The sequence below is a fragment of the Dyella kyungheensis genome, assembly GCF_049913195.1.
GTDB lineage: Bacteria > Pseudomonadota > Gammaproteobacteria > Xanthomonadales > Rhodanobacteraceae > Dyella > Dyella kyungheensis.
The window spans coordinates 1,963,365-1,985,538 of the sequence record NZ_CP183983.1 but is presented as its reverse complement, the minus strand read 5'-3'; the positions used below and the strand labels follow the sequence as shown (position 1 = coordinate 1,985,538).

Annotated in this window: 19 protein-coding genes; 9 read left to right on the top strand and 10 right to left on the bottom strand. The window is 64.6% G+C overall.

The window, feature by feature from the left end; genetic code table 11:
* Positions 1–2: 2 nt before the first annotated feature.
* From eno to cyoA, 7 genes are all read right to left on the bottom strand, one after another.
* The gene (eno, locus tag ACN9MB_RS08815) at positions 3–1,316 is read right to left on the bottom strand and encodes a phosphopyruvate hydratase (protein ID WP_426271527.1); all 1,314 of its coding nucleotides are present in this window, start codon (positions 1,314–1,316) and stop codon (positions 3–5) included.
* Positions 1,317–1,410: 94 nt separating this feature from the next.
* On the bottom strand, positions 1,411–2,244 hold the full coding sequence (gene kdsA / locus ACN9MB_RS08810; RefSeq protein ID WP_204635619.1) for a 3-deoxy-8-phosphooctulonate synthase: 834 nt from the start codon (positions 2,242–2,244) through the stop codon (positions 1,411–1,413).
* Positions 2,241–3,911, bottom strand: coding sequence for a CTP synthase (locus tag ACN9MB_RS08805; protein WP_204635618.1), 1,671 nt, complete (start codon positions 3,909–3,911; stop codon positions 2,241–2,243). The genes kdsA and ACN9MB_RS08805 overlap by 4 nt, the downstream gene beginning before the upstream one ends.
* A 314-nt stretch (positions 3,912–4,225) precedes the next feature.
* Positions 4,226–4,594: a cytochrome o ubiquinol oxidase subunit IV gene (gene cyoD / locus ACN9MB_RS08800; protein ID WP_426271526.1), complete on the bottom strand. Its 369-nt coding sequence runs from the start codon at positions 4,592–4,594 to the stop codon at positions 4,226–4,228.
* The gene (gene cyoC / locus ACN9MB_RS08795) at positions 4,594–5,226 is read right to left on the bottom strand and encodes a cytochrome o ubiquinol oxidase subunit III (protein ID WP_204635616.1); all 633 of its coding nucleotides are present in this window, start codon (positions 5,224–5,226) and stop codon (positions 4,594–4,596) included. Before cyoC ends, cyoD begins: the two co-directional genes overlap by 1 nt.
* A 3-nt stretch (positions 5,227–5,229) precedes the next feature.
* Complete coding sequence (gene cyoB, locus ACN9MB_RS08790) at positions 5,230–7,254, bottom strand: cytochrome o ubiquinol oxidase subunit I (RefSeq protein WP_426271525.1); 2,025 nt, start codon at positions 7,252–7,254, stop codon at positions 5,230–5,232.
* A gap of 3 nt (positions 7,255–7,257) precedes the next feature.
* Positions 7,258–8,241: a ubiquinol oxidase subunit II gene (cyoA, locus tag ACN9MB_RS08785; protein ID WP_426271524.1), complete on the bottom strand. Its 984-nt coding sequence runs from the start codon at positions 8,239–8,241 to the stop codon at positions 7,258–7,260.
* A 226-nt stretch (positions 8,242–8,467) separates the two neighbouring features.
* Here cyoA and ACN9MB_RS08780 point away from each other — a divergent pair, with 226 nt between their 5' ends.
* The 3 genes from ACN9MB_RS08780 (at position 8,468) to ACN9MB_RS08770 (ending at position 13,199) form a co-directional block, all read left to right on the top strand.
* Entirely contained in the window at positions 8,468–10,267 is a 1,800-nt protein-coding gene (locus tag ACN9MB_RS08780; RefSeq protein ID WP_426271523.1) for an aminopeptidase P family N-terminal domain-containing protein, read from the top strand.
* A gap of 255 nt (positions 10,268–10,522) precedes the next feature.
* Positions 10,523–12,412 carry a DNA topoisomerase IV subunit B gene (parE, locus tag ACN9MB_RS08775; RefSeq protein WP_204635612.1) on the top strand — a complete coding sequence of 630 codons (1,890 nt, stop codon included), beginning with the start codon at positions 10,523–10,525 and terminating at the stop codon, positions 12,410–12,412.
* A gap of 265 nt (positions 12,413–12,677) precedes the next feature.
* The gene (locus tag ACN9MB_RS08770; protein WP_204635611.1) at positions 12,678–13,199 is read left to right on the top strand and encodes a 3-hydroxyanthranilate 3,4-dioxygenase; all 522 of its coding nucleotides are present in this window, start codon (positions 12,678–12,680) and stop codon (positions 13,197–13,199) included.
* 6 nt (positions 13,200–13,205) lie between these two features.
* Here the strand turns inward: ACN9MB_RS08770 and ACN9MB_RS08765 are convergent, their stop codons facing one another.
* Positions 13,206–13,745 (bottom strand): NUDIX hydrolase, encoded by a 540-nt coding sequence (locus ACN9MB_RS08765; protein WP_426271522.1) that lies wholly within the window; start codon positions 13,743–13,745, stop codon positions 13,206–13,208.
* A gap of 250 nt (positions 13,746–13,995) precedes the next feature.
* Between ACN9MB_RS08765 and ACN9MB_RS08760 the strand changes: the two genes are divergently transcribed.
* Positions 13,996–15,489 carry an APC family permease gene (locus ACN9MB_RS08760; RefSeq protein ID WP_426271521.1) on the top strand — a complete coding sequence of 498 codons (1,494 nt, stop codon included), beginning with the start codon at positions 13,996–13,998 and terminating at the stop codon, positions 15,487–15,489.
* A gap of 74 nt (positions 15,490–15,563) precedes the next feature.
* Positions 15,564–17,006, top strand: coding sequence for an amino acid permease (locus ACN9MB_RS08755; RefSeq protein ID WP_426271520.1), 1,443 nt, complete (start codon positions 15,564–15,566; stop codon positions 17,004–17,006).
* Positions 17,007–17,474: 468 nt separating this feature from the next.
* Here ACN9MB_RS08755 and ACN9MB_RS08750 read toward each other — a convergent pair whose 3' ends face one another.
* Complete coding sequence (locus ACN9MB_RS08750; RefSeq protein WP_426271519.1) at positions 17,475–17,807, bottom strand: high-potential iron-sulfur protein; 333 nt, start codon at positions 17,805–17,807, stop codon at positions 17,475–17,477.
* Between the two features lie 162 nt (positions 17,808–17,969).
* Here ACN9MB_RS08750 and ACN9MB_RS08745 point away from each other — a divergent pair, with 162 nt between their 5' ends.
* The 4 genes from ACN9MB_RS08745 to ACN9MB_RS08730 all read left to right on the top strand — a co-directional run bounded on the left by ACN9MB_RS08745 (position 17,970) and on the right by ACN9MB_RS08730 (position 21,042).
* The gene (locus tag ACN9MB_RS08745; RefSeq protein WP_426271518.1) at positions 17,970–18,617 is read left to right on the top strand and encodes a methylthioribulose 1-phosphate dehydratase; all 648 of its coding nucleotides are present in this window, start codon (positions 17,970–17,972) and stop codon (positions 18,615–18,617) included.
* On the top strand, positions 18,614–19,180 hold the full coding sequence (locus ACN9MB_RS08740) for a 1,2-dihydroxy-3-keto-5-methylthiopentene dioxygenase (protein ID WP_426271517.1): 567 nt from the start codon (positions 18,614–18,616) through the stop codon (positions 19,178–19,180). Before ACN9MB_RS08745 ends, ACN9MB_RS08740 begins: the two co-directional genes overlap by 4 nt.
* A 121-nt stretch (positions 19,181–19,301) precedes the next feature.
* Positions 19,302–19,988, top strand: coding sequence for an acireductone synthase (gene mtnC, locus ACN9MB_RS08735; RefSeq protein ID WP_426271516.1), 687 nt, complete (start codon positions 19,302–19,304; stop codon positions 19,986–19,988).
* A gap of 16 nt (positions 19,989–20,004) precedes the next feature.
* Positions 20,005–21,042 carry a C13 family peptidase gene (locus tag ACN9MB_RS08730; RefSeq protein WP_426271515.1) on the top strand — a complete coding sequence of 346 codons (1,038 nt, stop codon included), beginning with the start codon at positions 20,005–20,007 and terminating at the stop codon, positions 21,040–21,042.
* Between the two features lie 8 nt (positions 21,043–21,050).
* Here ACN9MB_RS08730 and ACN9MB_RS08725 read toward each other — a convergent pair whose 3' ends face one another.
* Positions 21,051–22,169, bottom strand: coding sequence for a sulfate/molybdate ABC transporter ATP-binding protein (locus ACN9MB_RS08725; protein ID WP_204635602.1), 1,119 nt, complete (start codon positions 22,167–22,169; stop codon positions 21,051–21,053).
* Between the last annotated feature and the right edge of the window lie 5 nt (positions 22,170–22,174).

Here is a 22,174-nt window from a genome sequence, read left to right as displayed (position 1 = left end):
TATCAGCCCGGCAGCTTGGCCAGGTTCGGGAACGCGTCGCGACCGGCATAACGCGCGGCCGAGCCCAGCGCCTCTTCGATGCGCAGCAGCTGGTTGTACTTGGCCACGCGGTCGGTGCGGCACAGCGAACCGGTCTTGATCTGGGTCGCGGTGGTGGCCACGGCGATATCGGAAATGGTGGTGTCTTCCGTCTCGCCCGAGCGATGCGAGACGATCGCCGCGTACTTGGCCTTATCGGCCATGGCGATGGCTTCCAGCGTTTCGGACAGCGTGCCGATCTGGTTGACCTTGATCAGGATGGCGTTGGCGATCTTCTTGTCGATGCCTTCCTGGAAGATGGTCGGGTTGGTGACGAACAGATCGTCGCCGACCAGCTGGATGTTCTGGCCGAGCTTGTCGGTCAGGTGCTTCCAGCCGTCCCAGTCGCCCTCGCCCATGCCGTCTTCGATGGTGACGATGGGGTACTGCTTGGCCCAGCTGGCCAGCACGTCGACCCACTGTTCCGGCGTGTAGACCTTGCCTTCGCCTTCCAGGTCGTACTTGCCGTCCTTGAAGAATTCCGAGCTCGCCACGTCGAGGCCGAGCAGGATCTCGCTGCCCACCTTGTAGCCGGTCTTGCCGATCGCTTCGAGGATGGTGTCGAGCGCTTCGATGTTCGAACGCAGGTCCGGCGCGAAGCCGCCTTCGTCACCCACCGCCGTGTTCAGGCCCTTGCCCTTGAGCACGCTCTTGAGCGCGTGGAAGATTTCGGTGCCGGCGCGCAGCGCTTCGGCAAACGTCGGCAGGCCCACCGGCAGCACCATGAATTCCTGCACGTCGACATTGTTGTCGGCATGCGCACCGCCGTTGATGATGTTCATCATCGGCACCGGCAGCGAGCCCGGCTTGCCGGTGGTGCCGTTGATGCTGGCGAGGTACTGCCACAGCGGCTGGCGGTTCTGCGCGGCGACCGCATGCGCGGCAGCCATCGAAACGCCGAGGATCGCGTTGGCGCCCAGCTTGCCCTTGTTCGGCGAGCCGTCGAGGTTGATCAGCTTGGCGTCGAGACCGCCCTGGTTGGCGGCATCGAAGCCCTTCAGCGCGCTGGCGATGGCGCCGTTGACGTTGCCGACCGCGTTCTTGACGCCCTTGCCCAGGTAGCGGGCCTTGTCACCGTCGCGTAGCTCCACCGCTTCGCGCGAACCCGTCGACGCACCGCTAGGAACGGCAGCGCGGCCAAAGCCGCCGCCGGCCAGGGTCACTTCCGCTTCAAGCGTGGGGTTGCCGCGGGAATCGAGGATTTCACGTGCGTGGATGCGGGTGATTTCGGTGCTCATGGGGTCCGTAGCTTGTCGAGGTGAATGAAGCGAGGGGGAAACATCCTGCCTGATTTGCGGGGGATGCGCTTCAATCGCCTCCCCCGAGAGCGAATCAGAGCGTGTGTTCGAGGAACGTGTGCCGCTTGGTGACCTGATCGAGTTCGAGCAGGGTTTCCAGCAGCGCTTCCATCTTGTCCAGCGGCCAGGCGTTGGGGCCGTCGCTGAGCGCCTTGGAAGGATCGGGATGCGTTTCGGCAAACAGGCCGGCCACGCCCACCGCCACCGCGGCACGCGCCAGCACCGGCACGAATTCGCGCTGACCGCCCGAACTGGTGCCCTGCCCGCCCGGCAACTGCACCGAGTGGGTGGCATCGAACACCACCGGGCAGCCGGTATCGCGCATCACGCTGAGCGAGCGCATATCCGACACCAGGTTGTTGTAGCCGAAGCTGGCGCCGCGCTCGCACACCATGATGTCGTTGTTGCCGACCGCCTTGGCCTTGTCGGCCACGTTCTTCATCTCCCACGGCGAGAGGAACTGGCCCTTCTTGATGTTCACCGGCTTGCCGGCGCGCGCCACGTTCTGGATGAAGTCGGTCTGGCGGCACAGGAAGGCCGGCGTCTGCAGCACGTCGACCACGGCGGCCACTTCGTTCATCGGCGTGTATTCGTGCACGTCGGTGAGCACGGGCACGCCGAGCTGGCGCTTCACTTCGCCGAGGATCTTCAGGCCCGCTTCCAGGCCGGGGCCGCGGAAGCTGTTGCCCGACGAGCGATTGGCCTTGTCGAAGCTGGACTTGAAGATGAAGTTGATGCCGAGCTTGCCGGTGATTTCCTTGAGCTTGCCGGCGGTATCCATCTGCAGCTGCTCGGACTCGACCACACAGGGGCCGGCGATCAGGAACAGCGGCTGGTCCAGGCCGACCTCGAAGCCACACAACTTCATGCGACAGACTCCTTCGCGAGACGCTCGCCTTCGCGCACCGCCTTGAACTCGCGAGCGGCCTGCACGAAGCCGATAAACAACGGATGGCCGTCGCGCGGGGTCGAGGTGAATTCCGGATGCGCCTGGCAGCCGAGGAACCACGGGTGCTTCTGCTGCGGCAGCTCGACGATTTCCACCAGCAGATCGTCCATCGACTTGCCCGAGATCACCAGGCCGAGGTCTTCGAAGGTCTGACGGTAGCGGTTGTTGAATTCATAACGATGACGATGGCGCTCGCGCACCACGTCCTGGCCGTACAGCTCGCGCGCCAGCGTGCCGGCCTTGAGGCGGCATTCCTGCGCGCCCAGGCGCATGGTGCCGCCCAGGTCCGAACGCTCGCTGCGCTGCTCGACTTCACCCGTGGCGGTGGTCCACTCGGTGATCAGGCCGATCACCGGATCGGGGCTGTTGCGGTCGTTTTCGCTGGAGTCGGCTTCGGTCAGGCCCGCCACGTTGCGGGCGAAGTCCACCACCGCCGCATGCATGCCGTAGCAGATGCCGAAATACGGCACGCCCTTCTCGCGGGCGTACTTGGCGGCCAGTACCTTGCCTTCGAAACCGCGCTTGCCGAAGCCGCCCGGCACCAGGATGGCATCGGCACTGCCCAGCGCCTTGGCGGCGCCTTCGGCTTCGACCTGCTCCGAATCAACCCAGTTGAGATTGACGCGGGTGAGCTGCTTGATGCCGCCGTGGCGCAAGGCCTCGCCCAGGGACTTATAGGCATCCTTGTGCTCGACGTACTTGCCGACGATGGCCACGGTGACCTCGTCCTTGGGATGCTCCACCGCCTCGACGGTACGCACCCACGAGGACAGGTCCGCCGGACCGACCTGCAGGCCCAGGCGCTTGACCACGATCTCGTCGAGGCCCTGCTTGTGCAGCCACAAGGGCTGCTTGTAGATGACGTCCACGTCGGCCGCGCTGATCACGGCGTTCTCGGGCACGTTGGTGAACAAGGCGATCTTGCGGCGCTCGCCATCGGGCAGCGGCTGCTCGCAACGGCACAGCAGCACGTCCGGCTGGATACCGATGGAGCGCAGTTCCTTGACCGAATGCTGGGTGGGCTTGGTTTTGATCTCGCCGGCGGCCTTGATGTACGGCACCAGGGTCAGGTGCATGAACATCACCTTTTCCGGGCCGTGCTCGATGCGCAGCTGGCGGATCGCCTCCAGGAACGGCAGCGACTCGATATCGCCCACGGTGCCGCCGATCTCGACCATCGCCACGTCGTAGCCGCGGGTGGCCTCATGGATGCAGTGCTTGATCTCGTCGGTGATATGCGGAATCACCTGCACGGTGGCGCCCAGATAATCGCCGCGGCGCTCCTTGCGGATCACCGATTCGTAGATCTTGCCGGTGGTGATGGAGTTCTTGCCAGTCAGGCGGGTGTTGACGAAGCGCTCGTAGTGACCCAGGTCCAGGTCGGTCTCGGCGCCATCGTCGGTCACGTAGACCTCGCCGTGCTGGAAGGGACTCATGGTGCCGGGATCCACATTGATATAGGGATCCAGCTTCATCATGGTGACCGAGAGGCCACGCGCTTCCAGGATGGAAGCCAGCGACGCCGCGGCGATGCCCTTGCCAAGAGAGGACACCACACCGCCGGTGACGAAAATCAGGGGGGTCATGGGATGCAGCCGTGCTGGAAATCGGCATTTTAGAGGAAGAACGGTCTTACCGCGAGGGTTTGCGCTGGCTAAATGACTGGGGCGTTCAAGTTAGGGCTTTTGCCCGTCATTCCGGCGCAGGCCGGAAACGCCCCATAACAACCGAAGGTTGGTCATCCAGTAGCGGCAAGGCCCGGTCTTAGCCTGCCGCCGCCACTGCTGTCGCTAAAACCGCGCCGTCCCGCTACTGGATTCCGGCCTGCGCCGGAATGACGGGCTAAAAACAACAAAGGCGCCCGAGGGCGCCTTCGTCATCACGCAGAAACGAGCCAGCCCTACTCCACCGGCACCATCTGCGACGTCGGATGCATCATGTTCACATTCATGTTGTGCAGCACCCACAGCGAGCCGACCACCACGATGGCCAGGATCAGCAGGGTGAACAGCATGATGGCGAGGTTGCCGCGCTGCGAGGGCGAGGTGCCCATGTGCAGGAAGTAGACCAGCTGCACGATCAGCTGGGCCACGCCGAACACGATGATGCCGGGCATCATCAAGTCGTGCGGGACCTTGCCGCTCATGACCACGCCAAACGAGGCCAGGGTCAACACCACCGACAGGACGAAGCCGACCAGGTAGGACTTGGTGCTGCCGTGGGCGGCGTCGTGATGGGCCGCGTCGTGGGACGAATGATGGGCGGACATCAGATGGCACCCCGCAGGTAGACAAAGGTGAACACGCAGATCCAGACGATGTCCAGGAAGTGCCAGAACAGGCTCAGGCAGGACAGCCGGCGACGGGTCGCGTCGGTCAGTCCGTAGCGGCGCATCTGGTCCATCATCACCACCAGCCAGATCAGGCCGCAGGTCACGTGCAGACCGTGGGTGCCGACCAGGGTGAAGTAGCTGGACAGGAACGCGCTGCGGCTCGGGCCGGCGCCGTCGGCGATCAGCTTGGCGAACTCATGCACTTCCATGCCGATGAAGCCGGCGCCGAACACGAAGGTCACCGCCAGCCAGGCCAGCAGCGCATTCTTCTTGCCGGCATGCATGGCGAGCATGGCCATGCCGAAGGTGACCGACGAGATCAGCAGCAGCATGGTCTCGCCGAGCACGTACGGCAGCTCGAACAGCTCCTTGCCGCTGGGACCGCCAGCGGTGGCGTTGCCCAGCACGGCGAAGGTGGCGAACAGGCCCGAGAAGATCAGGCAGTCGCTCATCAGATAGATCCAGAACCCCAGCAGGGTCTTGGATCCATCGTCGTGGTGATGGGCATCTCCCCCGTGGGAGATGCCGTCGAGCGCGCCGTGGGTGGCGCTTACTGCAGGACTGCTCATGACTTACGCCACCTTCTGACGCTGCGGCGCCGCCACCGGAGCCACCTGCGTGGTCTGGAACTGCTTGAGCTGGGCGTGACGCGAACGCTCGATGCGCTCCACTTCGGCCGCCGGCACCCAGTAATCGACGTCGCGGTCGTAGGCGCGCACGATGAAGGACGCAATCATGCCGAGCAGGCCGACCGCCGCCATCCACCAGATGTGCCACACCAGGGCAAAACCCAGGACCGTACCGAACGCGCCCATGACCACACCGACGCCGGTGTTGCGGGGCATGTGAATGTCTTCGTACTTGGCAGGTTGCACGTAGGCGACTCCGTTTTGTTTGTCTTCCCAGAACTGGTCCAGTTCACGGACCTGGGGCAGCGTTGCAAAGTTGTAGAACGGCGCGGGCGAGCTGATCGACCATTCCAGGGTGCGGCCACCCCACGGGTCGCCGCTGGGATCGGTGAGCTTCTTGCGGTCGCGCACGCTGACGTAGAACTGCACGAGGATGCAGAAGATGCCGGCCGCGATGATCGCCGCGCCGATGGCGGCGACGATCAGGTAAGGCTGCCAATCGGGGTTCGCATAGTGGTTCATGCGACGCGTCATGCCCTTAAGGCCGAGGATGTACAGCGGCACGAAGGCCACGTAGAAACCGACCAGCCAGCACCAGAACGACGCCTTGCCCCAAGCCTCGTTCAAGCGGAAGCCGAACGCCTTGGGGAACCAGTAGTTGATCGCCGCCAGGCAGCCGAACACCACGCCGCCGATGATCACGTTATGGAAGTGCGCGATCAGGAACACGCTGTTGTGCAGGACGAAGTCCGCACCCGGCACCGCCATCAGCACGCCGGTGACGCCACCCACCACGAAGGTGACCATGAAGCCGATCGTCCACAGCATCGGCACGGTCATCTCGACGCGGCCGCGGTACATGGTGAACAACCAGTTGAACAGCTTCGCGCCGGTAGGCACCGAGATGATCATCGTCATGATGCCGAAGAAGGCATTGACGTTCGCACCCGAGCCCATGGTGAAGAAGTGGTGCAGCCACACCAGGAAGGACAGCACGCCGATCGCCGAGGTGGCGTACACCATCGACTTGTAGCCGAACAGCGGCTTCTTGGAGAACGTGGCGACGATTTCCGAGTACGCGCCGAAGCACGGCAGCACCAGGATGTAGACCTCGGGGTGACCCCAGATCCAGATCAGGTTCACGTACATCATGGCGTTGCCGCCAAGATCGTTGGTGAAGAAGTGCATGCCCAGGTAACGGTCGGCCGTGAGCAGCGCCAGCGTCACCGTGAGGATCGGGAACGCGGCCACGATCAGGATATTGGTGACCAGCGCCGTCCAGGTGAACACCGGCATCTTCATCAGCGTCATGCCGGGCGTGCGCATCTTCATGATGGTCACGATGAAGTTGATGCCGCTCAGCGTCGTGCCCAGGCCCGATAGCTGCAGCGCCCAGATGTAGTAATCCACGCCGACCGTTGGACTGTAATCAAGCCCGGACAACGGCGGATACGCCAGCCAGCCGGTCGCGGCAAAATCGCCGACGAACAGCGACACCATCACCAGGAACACGCCCGACAGGAACAGCCAGAAGCTGAGCGAGTTCAGGAACGGATAAGCCACGTCGCGCGCGCCGATCTGCAGCGGCACCACCATGTTCATCAGGCCGGTGATCAGCGGCATCGCCACGAAGAAGATCATGATCACGCCGTGGGCGGTGAACACCTGATCGAAGTGGTGCGGCGGCAGGTAGCCCGCCGAATCGGCCGCGGCCGTCGCCTGCTGCAGGCGCATCATCAGCGCATCGGCAAAACCGCGCAGCAGCATGACCAGCGCCACGATGATGTACATGATGCCGATCTTCTTGTGGTCCACCGAGGTAAACCACTCCTTCCACAGGTAACCCCACAGACGGAACTTGGTAAGAGCCGCGAGCATCGCCAGGCCGCCAAGGAGGACGGCGGCGAGCGTCACCATCACGATCGGTTCGTGATAGGGAATCGCGTCAAGGGTGAGCTTTCCAAACATGGCTTACTTCTCTGCCTTGGCCGGGGTGATGTTCGAGGACACTGCGCCCCCGTCCTGGTGTTCGCGCATGTCCATCTGCATGCTTTCTTCCGGCGCGTCGTGATGCATGTCCATCGACATCGCTTCGTGCGTGCCGGCGTCATGCGACATGCCGTCCATGTGCTGGTTGAGCACGCTGGAGAACAAGCCGTTGCTGACGTTGCCGTAGTAGGCAACCGGCGTCTTCTCGCTGGGCTTGGCCAGCGTCTTGTAACTGTCGGTGTCGAGCGTGGTCGGCGTGGCCTTGGCCTTGGCGATCCAGTCCTTGAAGCCGTCTTCCGAGGTGGCGATGGCCTTGAAGTGCATGTCCGAGAAGCCTTCGCCACTGAAGTTGGTCGACAGGCCGTCGTACGCACCCGGCTCGCGGGCGATCAGGTGCAGCTTGGTTTCCATGCCCGCCATCGCATAGACCTGGCTGCCCAACTGCGGGATGAAGAAGGCGTTCATCACGGAATCGGAGGTGATCTGGAAATTGACCGGGCGATCGACCGGAAAGGCCAGCTCGTTGACCGAGGCCACGCCGTATTCCGGATAGACGAACAGCCACTTCCAGTCCATCGACACGACCTGCACCGTCACCGGCTTGGCTTCGGACTCCAGCGGCTTGTACGGATCGAGCGCATGCGAGCTCGTCCAGGTGATCACGGCGAGGATGGCCACGATGATCGCGGGGATGGTCCACACCACCACTTCGATCTTGCTCGAGTGCGACCAGGTCGGCGCGTAGGTAGCCTTCTTGTTGGCCTTGCGGTAGCGCCAGGGGAACCACAGCGTCATCGCGATCACCGGAATCGCCACGATGGCCATCAGGCCCAGCGCGATCAGGATCAGGGATTTCTCGTGGGCACCGATGTCGCCCTTAGGCGTGAGGACTTCCAGATTGCAACCGCTGAGCAACACAGCGGCGCCAACGCCTGCATAGCGCAGGCGCGAAAAGAGGGCTTGCATGTTCACTGACTACCTGGGGTACAGCGTGGGGACGGGCGGCATGTTAGCGATTTGTCCGAGCGTTTTCGCCTCCTAGAGACACAATGCCGCACATGCAACATTTTGCGCATGCGGTCGCGACCACTTGACTTGAAAAAGCAAGCGCGCGCACCCGCATTCGTGCGTCGACCTTGGTCGAAAAGCGGGGAAAAACCGGGCTTGCGGCGCCCCCTGCTACCATGCGCCGATGGACCAGACCACGCCCGCGAAACTGACTGCCCTTCGGCAAGCAATGCAGCAAAACGGCATCGCCGCCTGCCTGATTCCCAGCGCCGACCCGCACCTGTCCGAGTACCTGCCCGCGCATTGGCAGGCTCGCCAATGGATGTCCGGCTTTACCGGATCGGCCGGCACGCTGGTCGTCACGGCCAAGCACGCCGGCCTATGGACCGACAGCCGCTATTTCGCCCAGGCCGCGCATGAGCTGGCGGGTAGCGGCGTCGAGCTGATGAAACAGCGCGTGGCCCACGCGCCGGAACATATCGACTGGATGCTGGACCAACTGGGCGAAGGCCAGACGCTGGGGGTGGCCGGCGACAGCTTTCCGCTCGCCGCCTCGCGGCAGCTGGGACGGCGCCTGGAGCGTATCGGCGCACGCCTGCGCACCGATCTGGACCTGCCCGCGCTGATCTGGCCGGACCGCCCCGCCCTGCCCGGCGCGCCCATCGTCGAGCATCCCGCCCGCTACGCGACCCAGCCGCGCGGCGACAAATTCGCTCGCCTGCGTACTGCCATGCGCAAACAGGGGGCGACGCATCATCTGCTGTCCAGCCTCGACGATATTGCGTGGCTGACCAACCTGCGCGGCAGCGATGTGGAATGCAATCCGGTGTTCCTCGCGCATCTGCTGGTGCAGGCGGAGGGACACGCCACCCTGTTCGTGGACCGGGGCAAGCTCAGCGATGCGCTGGTGCAGGCGCTGGCCGCCGATCAGATCCGCATTGCCGACTACGCCACCGTGACCGATGCGCTTTCCGAACTGGGCGCGCAGGACCGGCTGCTGCTGGATGGCAACCGCGTGGTGGTCGCCGTGGCAGCCGCCGTTCCTGCCAGCACGACGGTGATCGAGGCGGCCAACCCCACGACGTTGTTCAAGGCGCGCAAGACGGAAGCGGAGCTGGAACACGTCCGCGACGTCATGCGCTGCGATGGGGCCGCGCTGGTGCGCGCCTTCCGCCGGCTGGAGGAGCGCGTCACCGCCGGCATGGCGCAAACCGAACTCGATATGGATGCCCTGCTGCGCGAAGCGCGTGCCGCGCAACCGAACTTCGTGGGCGAGAGTTTCTCGACCATCGCCGGCTACATGGCCAACGGCGCGCTGCCGCATTACCGCGCCACGCCCGAAGCGCACAGCACGCTGAAGGCGCAGGGTCTGCTGCTGGTCGATTCCGGCGGCCAGTACCTGGGCGGCACCACCGACATCACCCGCGTGCTCGCGCTGGGCGAAACCACCGCCGAGCAGCGCCGCGACGCCACCCTGGTGATGAAGGGCCTGATCGCGCTCAGCCGCGCCCGTTTCCCCAAGGGCGCCAGCGGTCCTCAGCTGGATGCACTGGCGCGCGCTCCGCTGTGGGCGAGCGGCATGGACTATGGCCACGGCACCGGCCATGGCGTGGGTTATTTCCTCAATGTGCACGAAGGCCCGCACGGCATCCGCCCGCCCGCGTCGGGCGCCACACTGGTGCCGCTGGACCCGGGCATGATCACCTCGATCGAGCCCGGCCTGTACAAGCCCGGCCGGCACGGCATCCGCCACGAGAACCTGGCGGTGGTGATCGAGGCGGACAAGACCGAATTCGGCGAGTTCTACGCCTTCGAGACGCTCACCCTGTGCCCGTTCGACCGCCGCGCCCTCGAACCGGGGCTGCTCAATCCGGAAGAACGGGCCTGGCTGGACGATTACCACGCCACCGTGCGCGCCGCGCTGGCGCCGCTGCTGGAAGATGCGGACCTGGCCTGGCTGGAGCGGCACTGCGCGCCACTTTAGGTTTTGCCCGTCATCCCGGCGCAGGCCGGAAGCGCTTTACAACAGCGAAGCTGGTAACCCAGTGGCGTCAGTACATGGTTTCGGCGAAACCATGCACAGGCTGGCTTTGGACGAAAACTCTGCGGGATCGCTACTGGATCCCGGCCTGCGCCGGGATGACGAGCTAAGCAGGAGGCGCTTTCGCAGCCCGATCTTGACCCTTCCCGCCGCCCCAGCCATCCTCCTCCGCTTACTCGAGCATCGACCCCGCACCCCATGAGCAGTCGCTACAACGCCGCCGACATTGAAGTCCTCTCTGGCCTTGACCCCGTCAAGCGCCGCCCGGGCATGTATACCGACACCTCGCGCCCGAACCACCTGGCGCAGGAAGTCATCGACAACTCGGTGGACGAGGCCATCTCCGGCCACGCCAAGACGCTGGACGTGATCGTCCATACCGACGGCTCGGTGGAAGTGAGCGACGACGGCCGCGGCATGCCGGTGGATATCCATCCGGAAGAAGGCGTGCCGGGTGTCGAGCTGATCCTCACCCGCCTGCACGCGGGCGGCAAATTCTCCGGCAAGAACTACAACTTCTCCGGTGGCCTGCACGGCGTGGGCGTGTCGGTGGTGAATGCACTTTCCAACCGCGTGGAAGTCACCATCCGCCGCGACGGCAACGAATACCGCATGGCGTTCGAGAACGGCGACCGCGCCAGCGATCTCGACATCATCGGCTCGGTGCCGAAGAAGAAGACCGGCACCACCGTGCGCTTCTGGGCCGACCCGAAATACTTCGACTCGCCGAAGATCTCGCTGTCGAAGTTGCGCCACCTGCTGCGCGCCAAGGCGGTGCTGTGCGCAGGCCTGAGCGTGAAGCTCACCGACGAGGCCACCGGCGAAGTCAACGAGTGGTACTACGAGGACGGCCTGCGCGATTACCTGCGCGACGAGCTGGACGGCGCGGAAGCGATTCCCGCCGAACTGTTCGTGCACCACATCCAGCGCGAAGCGGACGGCCTCGACGTCGCCCTCGCCTGGCTGCCGGAAGGCGAACTGGTGCAGGAAAGCTACGTCAACCTGATTCCCACCGCGCAGGGCGGCACGCACGTGAACGGCCTGCGCTCGGGCCTCACCAATGCGATCCGCGAGTTCTGCGACATCCGCAACCTGCTGCCGCGCGGCGTGAAGCTGGCGCCGGAAGACGTGTGGGAGCGCCTCGCCTTCGTGCTGTCGACCAAGCTGCAGGATCCGCAGTTTGCCGGGCAGACCAAGGAGCGCCTGTCTTCGCGCAACGCCGCGGGCATGGTCGAGAACGTCATCCACGATGCTTTCAGCCTGTGGCTCAACCAGCATGTGGATCTGGGCGAACGCATCGCGCAGCTTGCCATCGAGCGCGCCAGCGCGCGCCTGAAGGCTGCCAAACAAGTCGTCCGCAAGAAAATTACCCAGGGTCCCGCCCTGCCCGGCAAGCTGGCCGACTGCACCGCCACCGACCTCACCCGCACCGAGTTGTTCCTGGTCGAGGGCGATTCGGCCGGCGGCAGCGCGAAGCAGGCGCGCGACAAGGAATTCCAGGCGATCCTTCCGCTGCGCGGCAAGATCCTGAATACCTGGGAAGTGGAATCGGGCTCGGTGCTGGCTTCGGAAGAAGTGCACAACCTCGCCGTTGCGATTGGTTGCGATCCGGGCAAGGACGATCTCTCCGGTCTGCGCTACGGCAAGGTGATCATCCTCGCCGACGCGGACTCCGACGGCCTGCATATCGCTACCCTGCTGAGCGCGCTGTTCCTGCGTCACTTCCCGTCGCTGGTGCGCGAGGGCCATGTGTTCGTCGCCATGCCGCCGCTGTTCCGCGTGGACGTGGGCAAGCAGGTGTTCTACTGCCTGGACGAAAACGAGAAGAACGCGATGCTCGAACGCGTGCAGCGCGAGAAGATGAAGGGCCAGGTGAACACGACCCGCTTCAAGGGCCTGGGCGAGATGAATCCGCCGCAGCTGCGCGAGTCCACCATCCATCCGGATACACGCCGCCTGGTGCAGCTCACCGTGGACGGCGACGATGGCACGACCAAGTTGATGGATATGTTGCTGGCCAAGAAGCGCGCCAGCGACCGCAAGGCGTGGCTCGAGGAAAAGGGCGATCTGGCGACGCTCGAGGTTTGAGTCTTCTTGCTCCCTCTCCCCGCCGGGGTGAGGGTTGGGGTGAGGGGCGGGTGCTCGCGGGAACGTCTGCGCTTTTCTGTGGGAGCGCACTTGTGCGCGACAGCCACGCCTGGGTGTATCGCTCCGTCGGTTTGTCGCGCACAAGTGCGCTCCCACAAGGGTGTTTTACTTTGGTGCGCGTCGCCCGCGCAGCTACACCAAGAGACACCCTTTCCCAACCCATGCCACCGGCGCTATCTTCAACCTCTCTTGAGCCGGAGTCCCCATGGCCCTCACGCCTCCCATCGACCTGCAGCGTTGGATCGACGAGCATCGGCATTTGCTGAAGCCGCCGGTGGGCAACAAGTGCATCGTCGATGGCGACTTCATCGTGATGATCGTGGGCGGTCCGAACTCTCGCACCGATTTCCATTACGACGAAGGCCCGGAATTCTTCTACCAGCTCGAAGGCGAGATGGTGCTGAAGGTGCAGGATGAAGGCGCGGCGCGCGACATTCCCATCCGTGCCGGCCAAATGTTCTATCTGCCGCCCTGCGTGCCGCATTCGCCGCAACGGATGCCCGACTCCATCGGGCTGGTGATCGAGCGCCGCCGCCTGGCCGGCGAGAAAGACGGCTTGATGTGGTATTGCGAGCGCTGCAATCACAAGCTGTACGAGGAGTACTTCACCCTCGACAGCATCGAGCGCGACTTTCCGCCGGTATTCGAACGGTTCTACCGCTCGATCGACGCGCGTACCTGCGTCGAGTGCGGGCACTTGAACCCAGCGCCCGCCAAGTACGCCTGAATCATTTCAGCGGGGGCTGCGTCGCAGCCACTTGACTGCCATGCGCCGCAGCGATGCGTCGCTGCCCGGATCGTCGGCGATCTCCCGAATGGAACGCCACGCGAGCGCCAGCGATTCCTCGTTGATCTCGAACGCCTCGTTCGATCCCGCGCGCACCACGTAACGCACATCGTAGTGCCAGTGCTCGGGCTCATGACCGCGCGCGGGAATGCGATGGCGATCCAGATCGAACGGTTCGGCATCCACGCTCAGGCCGGTCAGGCCGGACTCTTCTTCCGCCTCGCGCAAGGCGACGCGCGACAACTCCATGTCGCCGTCCGCATGACCGCCCAGCTGCAGCCAGCGCTGCAGTTTGCGGTGATGGGTCAACAACACGCGCTCGCCGTCCGCGCTGACCAGCCAGGCCGATCCGGTGAAATGCCCTTCCAGCGCCTCGCGCAGGAACACCCGCGGGCCCTCTTCCAGGAATGCCTCGAAATGCGTGGTGTCGCGCTCATCGGGCCACTGCTGGCGGTAATGCTGAAACTGGGCAAGCAATGCGCTCATCGGCGATCCCTGACAGTCGAAAACAGCTCGCGCGCTGCGGCGCGAGGGGCCGCATTATTTCAGACGCGGCCGAGACTGGCACGGCCCGGCCGTGGTTTCCGGGCCACCCGCAGTGCAGCTTGTCCCCCCAAGCCCCGCTGGGCTATGGTTCCGTGTCGTCGCAGGGGAAGCGGCGTAGAAGGCCATGGCGAAAGTCACGGTGTCGCACTTTTTTCATAAGAAACGAAAAATCCGGCGGTAGGGGAGAAACATGCTGAAAAACCTGTTCGCGACGCATCCGATCGAAGCGTCGCCACACGTTGACGCGGGCGAACTGCCCCACGACGGCCTGCAAGGCGAAACCAGCCTCAAGCGCGTGCTGACCGCGCGCCACCTGGTGATGCTCGGCATCGGCGCAGTGATCGGCGCCGGCATCTTCGTCATCACCGGCCAGGCCGCCGCCGAGCACGCCGGCCCTGCCCTGGTCATCAGCTTCATCGTCGCCGGCATCGCCTGCGCGTTTGCCGGCCTTTGCTACGCCGAATTCGCCGCGATGATCCCGGTCTCGGGCAGCGCCTACGCCTATTCCTACGCCACGCTGGGCGAGATCGTCGCCTGGTTCATCGGTTGGAACCTGGTGCTCGAATACCTGTTCGCGGTTGCCACGGTGGCCGCCAGCTGGTCGGGTTATTTCAACGAGTGTCTTTCCATCCTCGGCCATTGGACCGGGATGGCGCTGACCCTGCCCGACTATCTGTCGACGGCGCCGCTGAAGTACACCGACACGCACCAGATCGTGACGACCGGCGCGCTGATCAATCTGCCGGCGGTACTGATCGTCGCCGGGCTCACCTGGTTGTGCTACGTGGGCATCACCCAGTCGACCTTCGTCAACTCGGTGATCGTGACGATCAAGGTGCTGGTGATTGCGCTGTTCCTGATCTTCGCGTTCCGCTACATCGATCCGGCCAACTGGCATCCGTTCATCCCGAAGGAAGAGGCGCCGGGCCGTTTCGGTACCAGCGGTATCTTCCGCGCCGCCGTGCTGGTGTTCTTCTCCTACGTGGGCTTCGACGCCGTGTCCACTGCCGCGGGCGAAGCGAAGAACCCGCAGCGCGACATGCCGATCGGCATTCTCGGCTCGCTGGCGATCTGCACCGTGCTGTACATCGCGATGGCGCTGACGCTCACCGGCATCGCGCCGTACCACCTGCTGGGCACGCCCGAGCCGATGGCCACGGCACTGAATCTCTATCCGCAGCTGACCTGGCTGAAGGCCATCGTTTCCTTCGGTGCGCTGGCAGGCCTGTCGTCGGTGATCCTGGTGATGTTGTTGGGCACCTCGCGCATCTTCTTCAGCATGGCGAAGGATGGCCTGCTGCCCAAGGGCATGTCCGGTGTGCACGCCAAGCACCGCACGCCGCACGTGGCCACGATCATCGCCGGCGTCGCCGCGCTGGTGCTTGCCGGCCTGTTCCCGGTGAGCATCCTGGGCGAGCTGGTGTCGATGGGCACCTTGCTGGCCTTCACCACCGTGTGCATCGGCGTGCTGATCCTGCGTTATACCCGCCCCGACCTGCCGCGCTCGTTCCGCGTGCCGGGCATCTGGGTGGTGAGCATTCTTGGCGCGGTGATCTGCCTGTATCTGTTCTGGCAGTCGTTCCGCGCCAACTGGCCGCTCATGCTGGGCTGGACCGCCATCGGCATGCTGATCTATTTCCTCTATGGGTATTCCCATAGCAAACTGCGCAAGCACAACTCCTGATCCGACACGAAGGGCCGGCCGAGCGCCGGCCCTTCGTTTTGATTTCCGCGCCTCCCGTTGCACCAGGCCGTCGCATGCTCAAACAGCTATTCGCACGTAAAACCGATTTCTCCGACGCGGACGACGCGTCCCACGGCCCTACCCTGCGCCGTACGCTTGGCCCCTGGGGCATCACCGCGCTGGGCATCGGCGCGGTCATCGGCACCGGCATCTTCGTGGTTACCGGCCAGGCCGCCGCCGAACATGCCGGTCCGGCGGTCCTGCTCTCCTTCATGATCGCGGCGCTGTGCAGTGGCTTCACTGCGTTGTGCTACGCCGAATTCGCCACGCTGATCCCGGTCTCGGGCAGTTCCTATTCCTATGCGTACGCCACGCTGGGCGAACTGCTGGCCTGGTTCATCGGCTGGAACATGGTGCTCGAATACGGCATCTCCGCGTCCGCCGTCGCCGCCAGTTGGACCGGCTATTTCACCAGCATGCTCGATCAGGTCGGCATCCATCTGCCCGTCTCGCTGACTGAAGCGCCGCTGGCCTTCACCGATGGGCACATGGTCACCACCGGGCACATGATGAACCTGCCCGCCGTGGCGATCGTGCTGGCGCTGACCTGGCTGTGCTACGTCGGCATCCGCGAGTCGGCGGGCCTCAACGTGTTGATGGTGGCGCTCAAGGTCGGCCTGATCATCGTGGTGGTGGTGGCCGGTTACCGCTACGTCGATCCGGCCAACTGGCATCCGTTCATTCCCGCCAACGAGGCGCCGGGCAAATACGGCTGGTCCGGCATCATGCGCGGCGCCGCGATGGTGTTCTTCGCCTATATCGGTTTCGAAGCCACCTCCACGGCGGCGCAGGAATGCAAGAACCCGCAGCGCGACCTGCCGTTCGGCACGCTGGTCTCGCTGGTGATCTGCACGATCCTGTATCTGGCCATGGCGGCCGTGCTGACCGGCCTGATTCCCTATACCGAGCTGGGCACCAGCGAACCGGTGGTCACCGCCATCAAGAACCACCCACAGCTGATCTGGTTGCGCTGGGTGGTGGAAATCGGCGCGATGATCGGCCTGTCGTCGGTGATCCTGGTGATGATCATCGCGCAGCCGCGCATCTTCATGATCATGTCGCGCGACGGCCTGCTGCCGCCGGTGTTCAACCGCATCCATCCCAAGCACCGCACGCCGCACATCAACACGGTGATCACCGGCATCGGCATCGCCATTCTCGCCGCGGTGTTCCCGTTGGACCTGCTCGCCGACCTCACCTCGATGGGCACGCTGATCGCTTTCGTGGCGGTCTGCGCGGGCGTGTTGATCCTGCGCTACACGGCGCCGGAGCTGCATCGCGGCTTCCGCGTGCCGTGGGCCTGGGTGATCTGCCCGGCCGGCGTGCTCAGCTGCCTTGCCCTGCTGGGCGCGATGGCCTGGTTCAATTGGCTGTTGATGATCATATGGACCGTGATCGGCCTGGCCATCTACTTCGGTTACGGCATCCGCCACAGCCGCCTTCGCAGCCAATCCTGAAGGCTTTAGGGACTTGGCGGCGATCTGCCGCCAACGTCGCCGAAAATGCAAAAAGCCACACCACACGCCTGGGGAAGGAATCCTCCTTTCCGGGCGATCATTCGTGAGGCCTGGTCTTTAATAATTCAGCAAGTGCTTGTTTTTAAACGTTTTAACGAGACTTTTTCAAGAAAATTTTCGGGCTCGCCGGTCCCAAAATGCCCCGCCAGGAGTATCATTTGTCCTCCGTGGGTTGATCACTTGGCAGTGGGCCCCGGATTGCCGCCCGGCGCGTCAGGCGGGTCAGCTCCTCGGCCTGACGCGTCTGGGCAGCATCTTCTCTCTCACCGAGTTCTTCGGTTCGAGTTTCTCTCCATGTGCACGCAAACACCGACGCATCGCGCGTGATCGCGTGCGTGACGATGGCGTCATGGGCAAAAGAAAAGCCGGCATCGAGGCCGGCTTTCCATCACGCGATGCGTGCAACGATCAGGCTTTCTTGGGCGCGTGCGACACGCACCAGCCCTTCGCGTTCACGGCCTTGCCGGGGAACAGCTGGCACGGACCGTAACCCGTCGGCGCACCGGAATAGAATTGGCAGTTGGAACACACGTCGCCGGCCTTGCGCTTCGCATCGGTCGACTTGCTGGCGTCTTCGACGTAACCGAGCGCCTTGGCGGTCGGATCGGAATCAGCCAGGTGCGGCAAATCGGCAGCACGCGATACGCGCGGCAAACTGCCGATCATGGCAGCGGCCACCGCCGTCCCGGCTGCGGCCTTGAGAAAACGGCGACGCGATTCGATATCTTTCTCATGCGACATGGGTCCAACCTCCGTCTTGAAACATTCATATTCGCCACACCCGCGACGAACCTCCGGCCATGCTACTAGCGCCCGCGATAAGTCGTGAGAATGGATCGCATTTTCGGCATGTGAGAGAAATCCGCGTGGTATAGTGTCAACTCATTTGGACGTCCATACATCATGAGCCAGGTTCTTCCCGAGACCATTTCGCCCGCGCTGTTCGCCGAGCGTTCCGACGCCATCGCCGACGCCGCGCGCGAACTTGCGGCCGCCGGCTGGACGCCCGCCACCAGCAGCAATTTCTCGATGCGCGTCGATGGCGAGCACGCCGCGATCACCATCTCCGGCCGCGACAAGGGCAAGCTCGGCCGCGACGACATCATGCTGATCGACATGCAGGGCAAGGCGGTGGGCACCAGCGCGCGCCCCAGCGCCGAAACCGACCTGCACACCCAGGTCTACCGCCGCTTTCCCGAGATCAACGTGGTGCTGCACACGCATTCGCGCACGCAGAGCGTGGCCTCGCGCCTGTTCGCCCGCGAAGGCGTGGTGAAACTCGAAGGCTGGGAGCTGCAGAAGGCCATCGCCGGCCAGACCACGCACGACGCTGAACTGTCGATCCCGGTGTTTCCGAACACCCAGCACATGCCGGAACTGGTCGCCCAGGTCGAAGCGTGGCTGGACAGCGGCCGTCCGCTGCACGCCTATCTGATCAACGGCCACGGCATCTACACCTGGGGCCGCGACATGGCCGAGACGCGCCGCCATCTGGAGGCGCTGGAATTCCTGCTCGCCTGCGAACTCGACCTGAGGAGCCTATCCGCATGAGCCGCCTGCGCATTTTCAGCGATACCCAACCCCAGACGCCGCTCTCGGTGCACAACGAGCACGCGGACATCTCACGCGAGCTGTCGAAGATCGGCGTGCGCTTCGAGCAGTGGGAAGCGAACCAGCCGATCGCGCCCGGCGCCAGCCAGGACGAAGTGATCGCCGCCTATCGCAGCGACATCGATCGCCTGATGGCCGAACAGGGCTACCAGGCGGTCGACGTGATCAGCCTCAAGCCGGACCATCCGGACCGCGCCACGCTGCGGCAGAAGTTCCTCAGCGAACACACCCACAGCGAGGACGAAGTGCGTTTCTTCGTCGCCGGTGCCGGCCAGTTCACCCTGCACGTGAACGGCAAGGTGTACGACATATTGTGCGAGCAAGGCGACCTGATCGGCGTGCCGGACGGCACCCGCCACTGGTTCGACATGAGCGAATCGCCCTACTTCGTGGCCATTCGCCTGTTCACCAACAAGGAAGGCTGGGTGGCGCAGTTCACCGGCGAGGATATCGCCCAGCAGTTCCCCCGCATGACGCCGCACGAATCGGCGACCGTCGCCTGACGGCGCCGTAGCGGCCGGTCCCGGCCGCACGGGTGAACGGCGTCATGCCGCGAAAGGCCGGCGCTCGCCGGGGGAGCCGGCGCCCGGTAAGCTGGTAGCCCCTGTATTCCGGCTTTCCCGCATGACCGTCATCCGCACCATCGTCACCGATATCGAAGGCACCACCAGCTCGATCAGCTTCGTCAAGGACGTACTTTTTCCGTACGCCTATAAGCGGCTGCCCGCCTTCATCGAGACGCATGGCGACAAGCCCGAGGTGCAGCACTGGCTGCACGAGGCGGCCAAAGAGGAAGGCATCGTCGAGGCCCCGCGCCAGGAAGTGATCGAGCTGCTGCTGCGCTGGATCCGCGAAGACCGCAAGTCCACCGCGCTCAAGGCGCTGCAGGGCATGATCTGGCAGGAAGGCTACGAGGGCGGCGACTACCAGGCGCACGTTTATCCGGAAGTGTCGGCCGCGCTGCACGCCTGGCGCGCCGATGGCCTGCACCTGTACGTGTATTCCTCCGGCTCGGTGCCGGCGCAGAAGCTGTTCTTCCGTTACAGCGACGCGGGCGACCTGACCCCGATGTTCTCGGGCTACTTCGACACCGAGACCGGTCCCAAGCGCGAGCGCCGCTCCTACGAGCTGATTGCCGAAGCCATCGGCGAGCAGCCGGCGCACATCCTGTTCCTCTCCGACATCGTGGAAGAACTCGACGCCGCCCGCGACGCCGGCTTGCGCACGGGCTGGCTGTTGCGCGAGCCGCTGGAGATGCCCGACGCTCCGCGCCATCCCGCGTATCGCTCGTTCGACGACATCGTTCTCTGACCCCCGGGCTCCCGCCATGCGTACTGCCTTGATCGCCCTGCTCGCCTTCGCAGCCGGCGTACTGCTCATGCTCGGGCTATCGCGCCATGCGACCAGCCCGCCAGCTGCGGAGACGGGCCACCAGGTCGCGGCAACGGCTATCGCGCCGGCACCGGCCAGCAGCGCAAGCGTCGCCGGCACTGACGACGACAACTCGGCGAGCGACAACTGGCCGCAGCAGGCGCCCTCGCCCGAGCAGGTGATGTATTCGCAGCGCACGATGGTGCAGAAGGCGCTGGCCGAACTCGGCCCGCGCACGTCCGGGCGCCCCAACCTCTATGTCGTGGCGTTTGGTGGCGACGGCGACGAAGACGTGTTCCGCAACGAAGCCGAGTACGCCGCGAAAATGTTCCCGCAGCGCTTCGGTGCCGACACGCACGTGATGGTGCTGGAGAACAATCCCGGCTCGCTGGACAAACATCCGCTGGCCTCGTGGAGCAACCTGGAAGCCACCCTCGACGGCCTCGCCAACCTGATGAAGCCGGACGAAGACATCCTGCTGCTCTACCTCACCACGCACGGCGACGAGGACCACAACCTGCTGGTGGACATGGACCCGTTGCCGCTGGACCAGATCGGCGCCACGGATCTGTCCGACATCCTCAACAAGCGCCCGTTCAAGTGGAAGGTGGTGGTGGTCAATGCCTGCTATTCCGGCGGCTTCGTACCGCCGCTGCAAGGCGCGGGCACGCTGGTCATCACGGCGGCACGGGCGGATCGCAGCTCGTTCGGCTGTGGCTCGGATTCCGATATCACCTACTTCGGACGCGCCTGGCTGGTCGATGGACTCAACCACACGCCGGACTTCATGGAAGCCTTCCGCCAGGCTTCCGCTGAAATCGCCCAGTGGGAAGCAAAGGACAAGCTGACCCCATCGGAGCCGCAGATGAACGTGGGTGCAGGCATCGCCGCGCAGCTCGCCCAGTGGCGCAAGCACGTCACGCCGGGCCCTGCGGTAGCGTTCAAACCCGCGTCGCCGACCGCCGTGCTGGATCGTCCGTCCGGCTCACACTGAGCAAGGCGTCACGCGGGAACCGGACTGCGTGCCTGCCAGATCCAGCGTTCCGCGCTGAGCGGCCGGCCGTCGCGATCCAGCGGGAACAGGATCGCGCCACGCGGTGCCACGCGTAATTCCATGCCCGCCTGCAGGCCGAGCCGCGAAAGGTCTTCGCTGGCGATATCCGCTTCCAGCGAGAGATCGAGCGAAGCGACATGAAGGTCCAGATGCGCCACGCTGCCAGCCAGATAGATGTGGCGCAGGCGTGCCTCCCAGGCCGGTTGCGAAGCCGGCGCCGCCAGTCGCAACTGCTCCGGCCGCACATACACGATCGCTTCGCTGAAACGCCCCTGCCAGGGATCGAACTCCGGCGTCCATGCACCGGCCGCAAAACCCTGGCTGCCGCGCTTCACGTTGAACCGGTTCACCTTGCCGATGAACTCGCAGACGAACGGCGTCGCCGGCTGCTGATAGATGACCTCGGGCGTGCCGACCTGTTCGATGCGCCCCTGGTTCATCACGGCCACGCGGTCGGCCAGTTCCAGCGCTTCTTCCTGGTCGTGCGTGACGAACACGGTGGTGAGTTCGAGTTCCTCGTGCAGCTGGCGCAACCAGCGGCGCAGCGTCACCCGCACTTGTGCGTCGAGCGCGCCGAACGGTTCGTCCAGCAACAGCATGTCCGGCTCCACCGCCAACGCGCGGGCCAGCGCCACGCGTTGCCGCTGGCCGCCCGAGAGCTGCGCCGGAAACCGCTTGCCCAACCCTTCCAGTTGCACGCGGCGCAGCAGGCGATCCACCCGCGCGCGAATCTCGCCACGCGACGGACGCGACCGCCACGGCCGCACCCGCAGGCCAAAGGCGATGTTCTCGATCACCGTGAGGTGACGGAACAGCGCGTAGTGCTGGAACACCATGCCGATCCGCCGCTCGCGGGCTGGCTGGGCCAGAAAGTTCTCGCCGTCGTTGAGCACGCTGCCGCTGTCGGGATAGTCCAGTCCCGCGAGGATGCGCAGCAGCGTGGTCTTGCCCGAGCCGGACGGCCCGAGCAAGGCGAGGAACTCGCCCGGCGCGATGCTCAGGCTCACATCGTCCAAGGCCTGGAAGCCTGCGAAACGACGATGGAGGCGGGATAGTTCAAGCGTCATGCCGC

Excerpts from the sequence above, each read along its gene's own strand:
- eno (WP_426271527.1), bottom strand. The coding sequence starts at position 1,316 with ATGAGCACCGAAATCACCCGCATCCACGCACGTGAAATCCTCGATTCC.
- kdsA (WP_204635619.1), bottom strand. The coding sequence starts at position 2,244 with ATGAAGTTGTGTGGCTTCGAGGTCGGCCTGGACCAGCCGCTGTTCCTG.
- ACN9MB_RS08805 (WP_204635618.1), bottom strand. The coding sequence starts at position 3,911 with ATGACCCCCCTGATTTTCGTCACCGGCGGTGTGGTGTCCTCTCTTGGC.
- cyoD (WP_426271526.1), bottom strand. The coding sequence starts at position 4,594 with ATGTCCGCCCATCATTCGTCCCACGACGCGGCCCATCACGACGCCGCC.
- cyoC (WP_204635616.1), bottom strand. The coding sequence starts at position 5,226 with ATGAGCAGTCCTGCAGTAAGCGCCACCCACGGCGCGCTCGACGGCATC.
- cyoB (WP_426271525.1), bottom strand. The coding sequence starts at position 7,254 with ATGTTTGGAAAGCTCACCCTTGACGCGATTCCCTATCACGAACCGATC.
- cyoA (WP_426271524.1), bottom strand. The coding sequence starts at position 8,241 with ATGCAAGCCCTCTTTTCGCGCCTGCGCTATGCAGGCGTTGGCGCCGCT.
- ACN9MB_RS08780 (WP_426271523.1), top strand. The coding sequence starts at position 8,468 with ATGGACCAGACCACGCCCGCGAAACTGACTGCCCTTCGGCAAGCAATG.
- parE (WP_204635612.1), top strand. The coding sequence starts at position 10,523 with ATGAGCAGTCGCTACAACGCCGCCGACATTGAAGTCCTCTCTGGCCTT.
- ACN9MB_RS08770 (WP_204635611.1), top strand. The coding sequence starts at position 12,678 with ATGGCCCTCACGCCTCCCATCGACCTGCAGCGTTGGATCGACGAGCAT.
- ACN9MB_RS08765 (WP_426271522.1), bottom strand. The coding sequence starts at position 13,745 with ATGAGCGCATTGCTTGCCCAGTTTCAGCATTACCGCCAGCAGTGGCCC.
- ACN9MB_RS08760 (WP_426271521.1), top strand. The coding sequence starts at position 13,996 with ATGCTGAAAAACCTGTTCGCGACGCATCCGATCGAAGCGTCGCCACAC.
- ACN9MB_RS08755 (WP_426271520.1), top strand. The coding sequence starts at position 15,564 with ATGCTCAAACAGCTATTCGCACGTAAAACCGATTTCTCCGACGCGGAC.
- ACN9MB_RS08750 (WP_426271519.1), bottom strand. The coding sequence starts at position 17,807 with ATGTCGCATGAGAAAGATATCGAATCGCGTCGCCGTTTTCTCAAGGCC.
- ACN9MB_RS08745 (WP_426271518.1), top strand. The coding sequence starts at position 17,970 with ATGAGCCAGGTTCTTCCCGAGACCATTTCGCCCGCGCTGTTCGCCGAG.
- ACN9MB_RS08740 (WP_426271517.1), top strand. The coding sequence starts at position 18,614 with ATGAGCCGCCTGCGCATTTTCAGCGATACCCAACCCCAGACGCCGCTC.
- mtnC (WP_426271516.1), top strand. The coding sequence starts at position 19,302 with ATGACCGTCATCCGCACCATCGTCACCGATATCGAAGGCACCACCAGC.
- ACN9MB_RS08730 (WP_426271515.1), top strand. The coding sequence starts at position 20,005 with ATGCGTACTGCCTTGATCGCCCTGCTCGCCTTCGCAGCCGGCGTACTG.
- ACN9MB_RS08725 (WP_204635602.1), bottom strand. The coding sequence starts at position 22,169 with ATGACGCTTGAACTATCCCGCCTCCATCGTCGTTTCGCAGGCTTCCAG.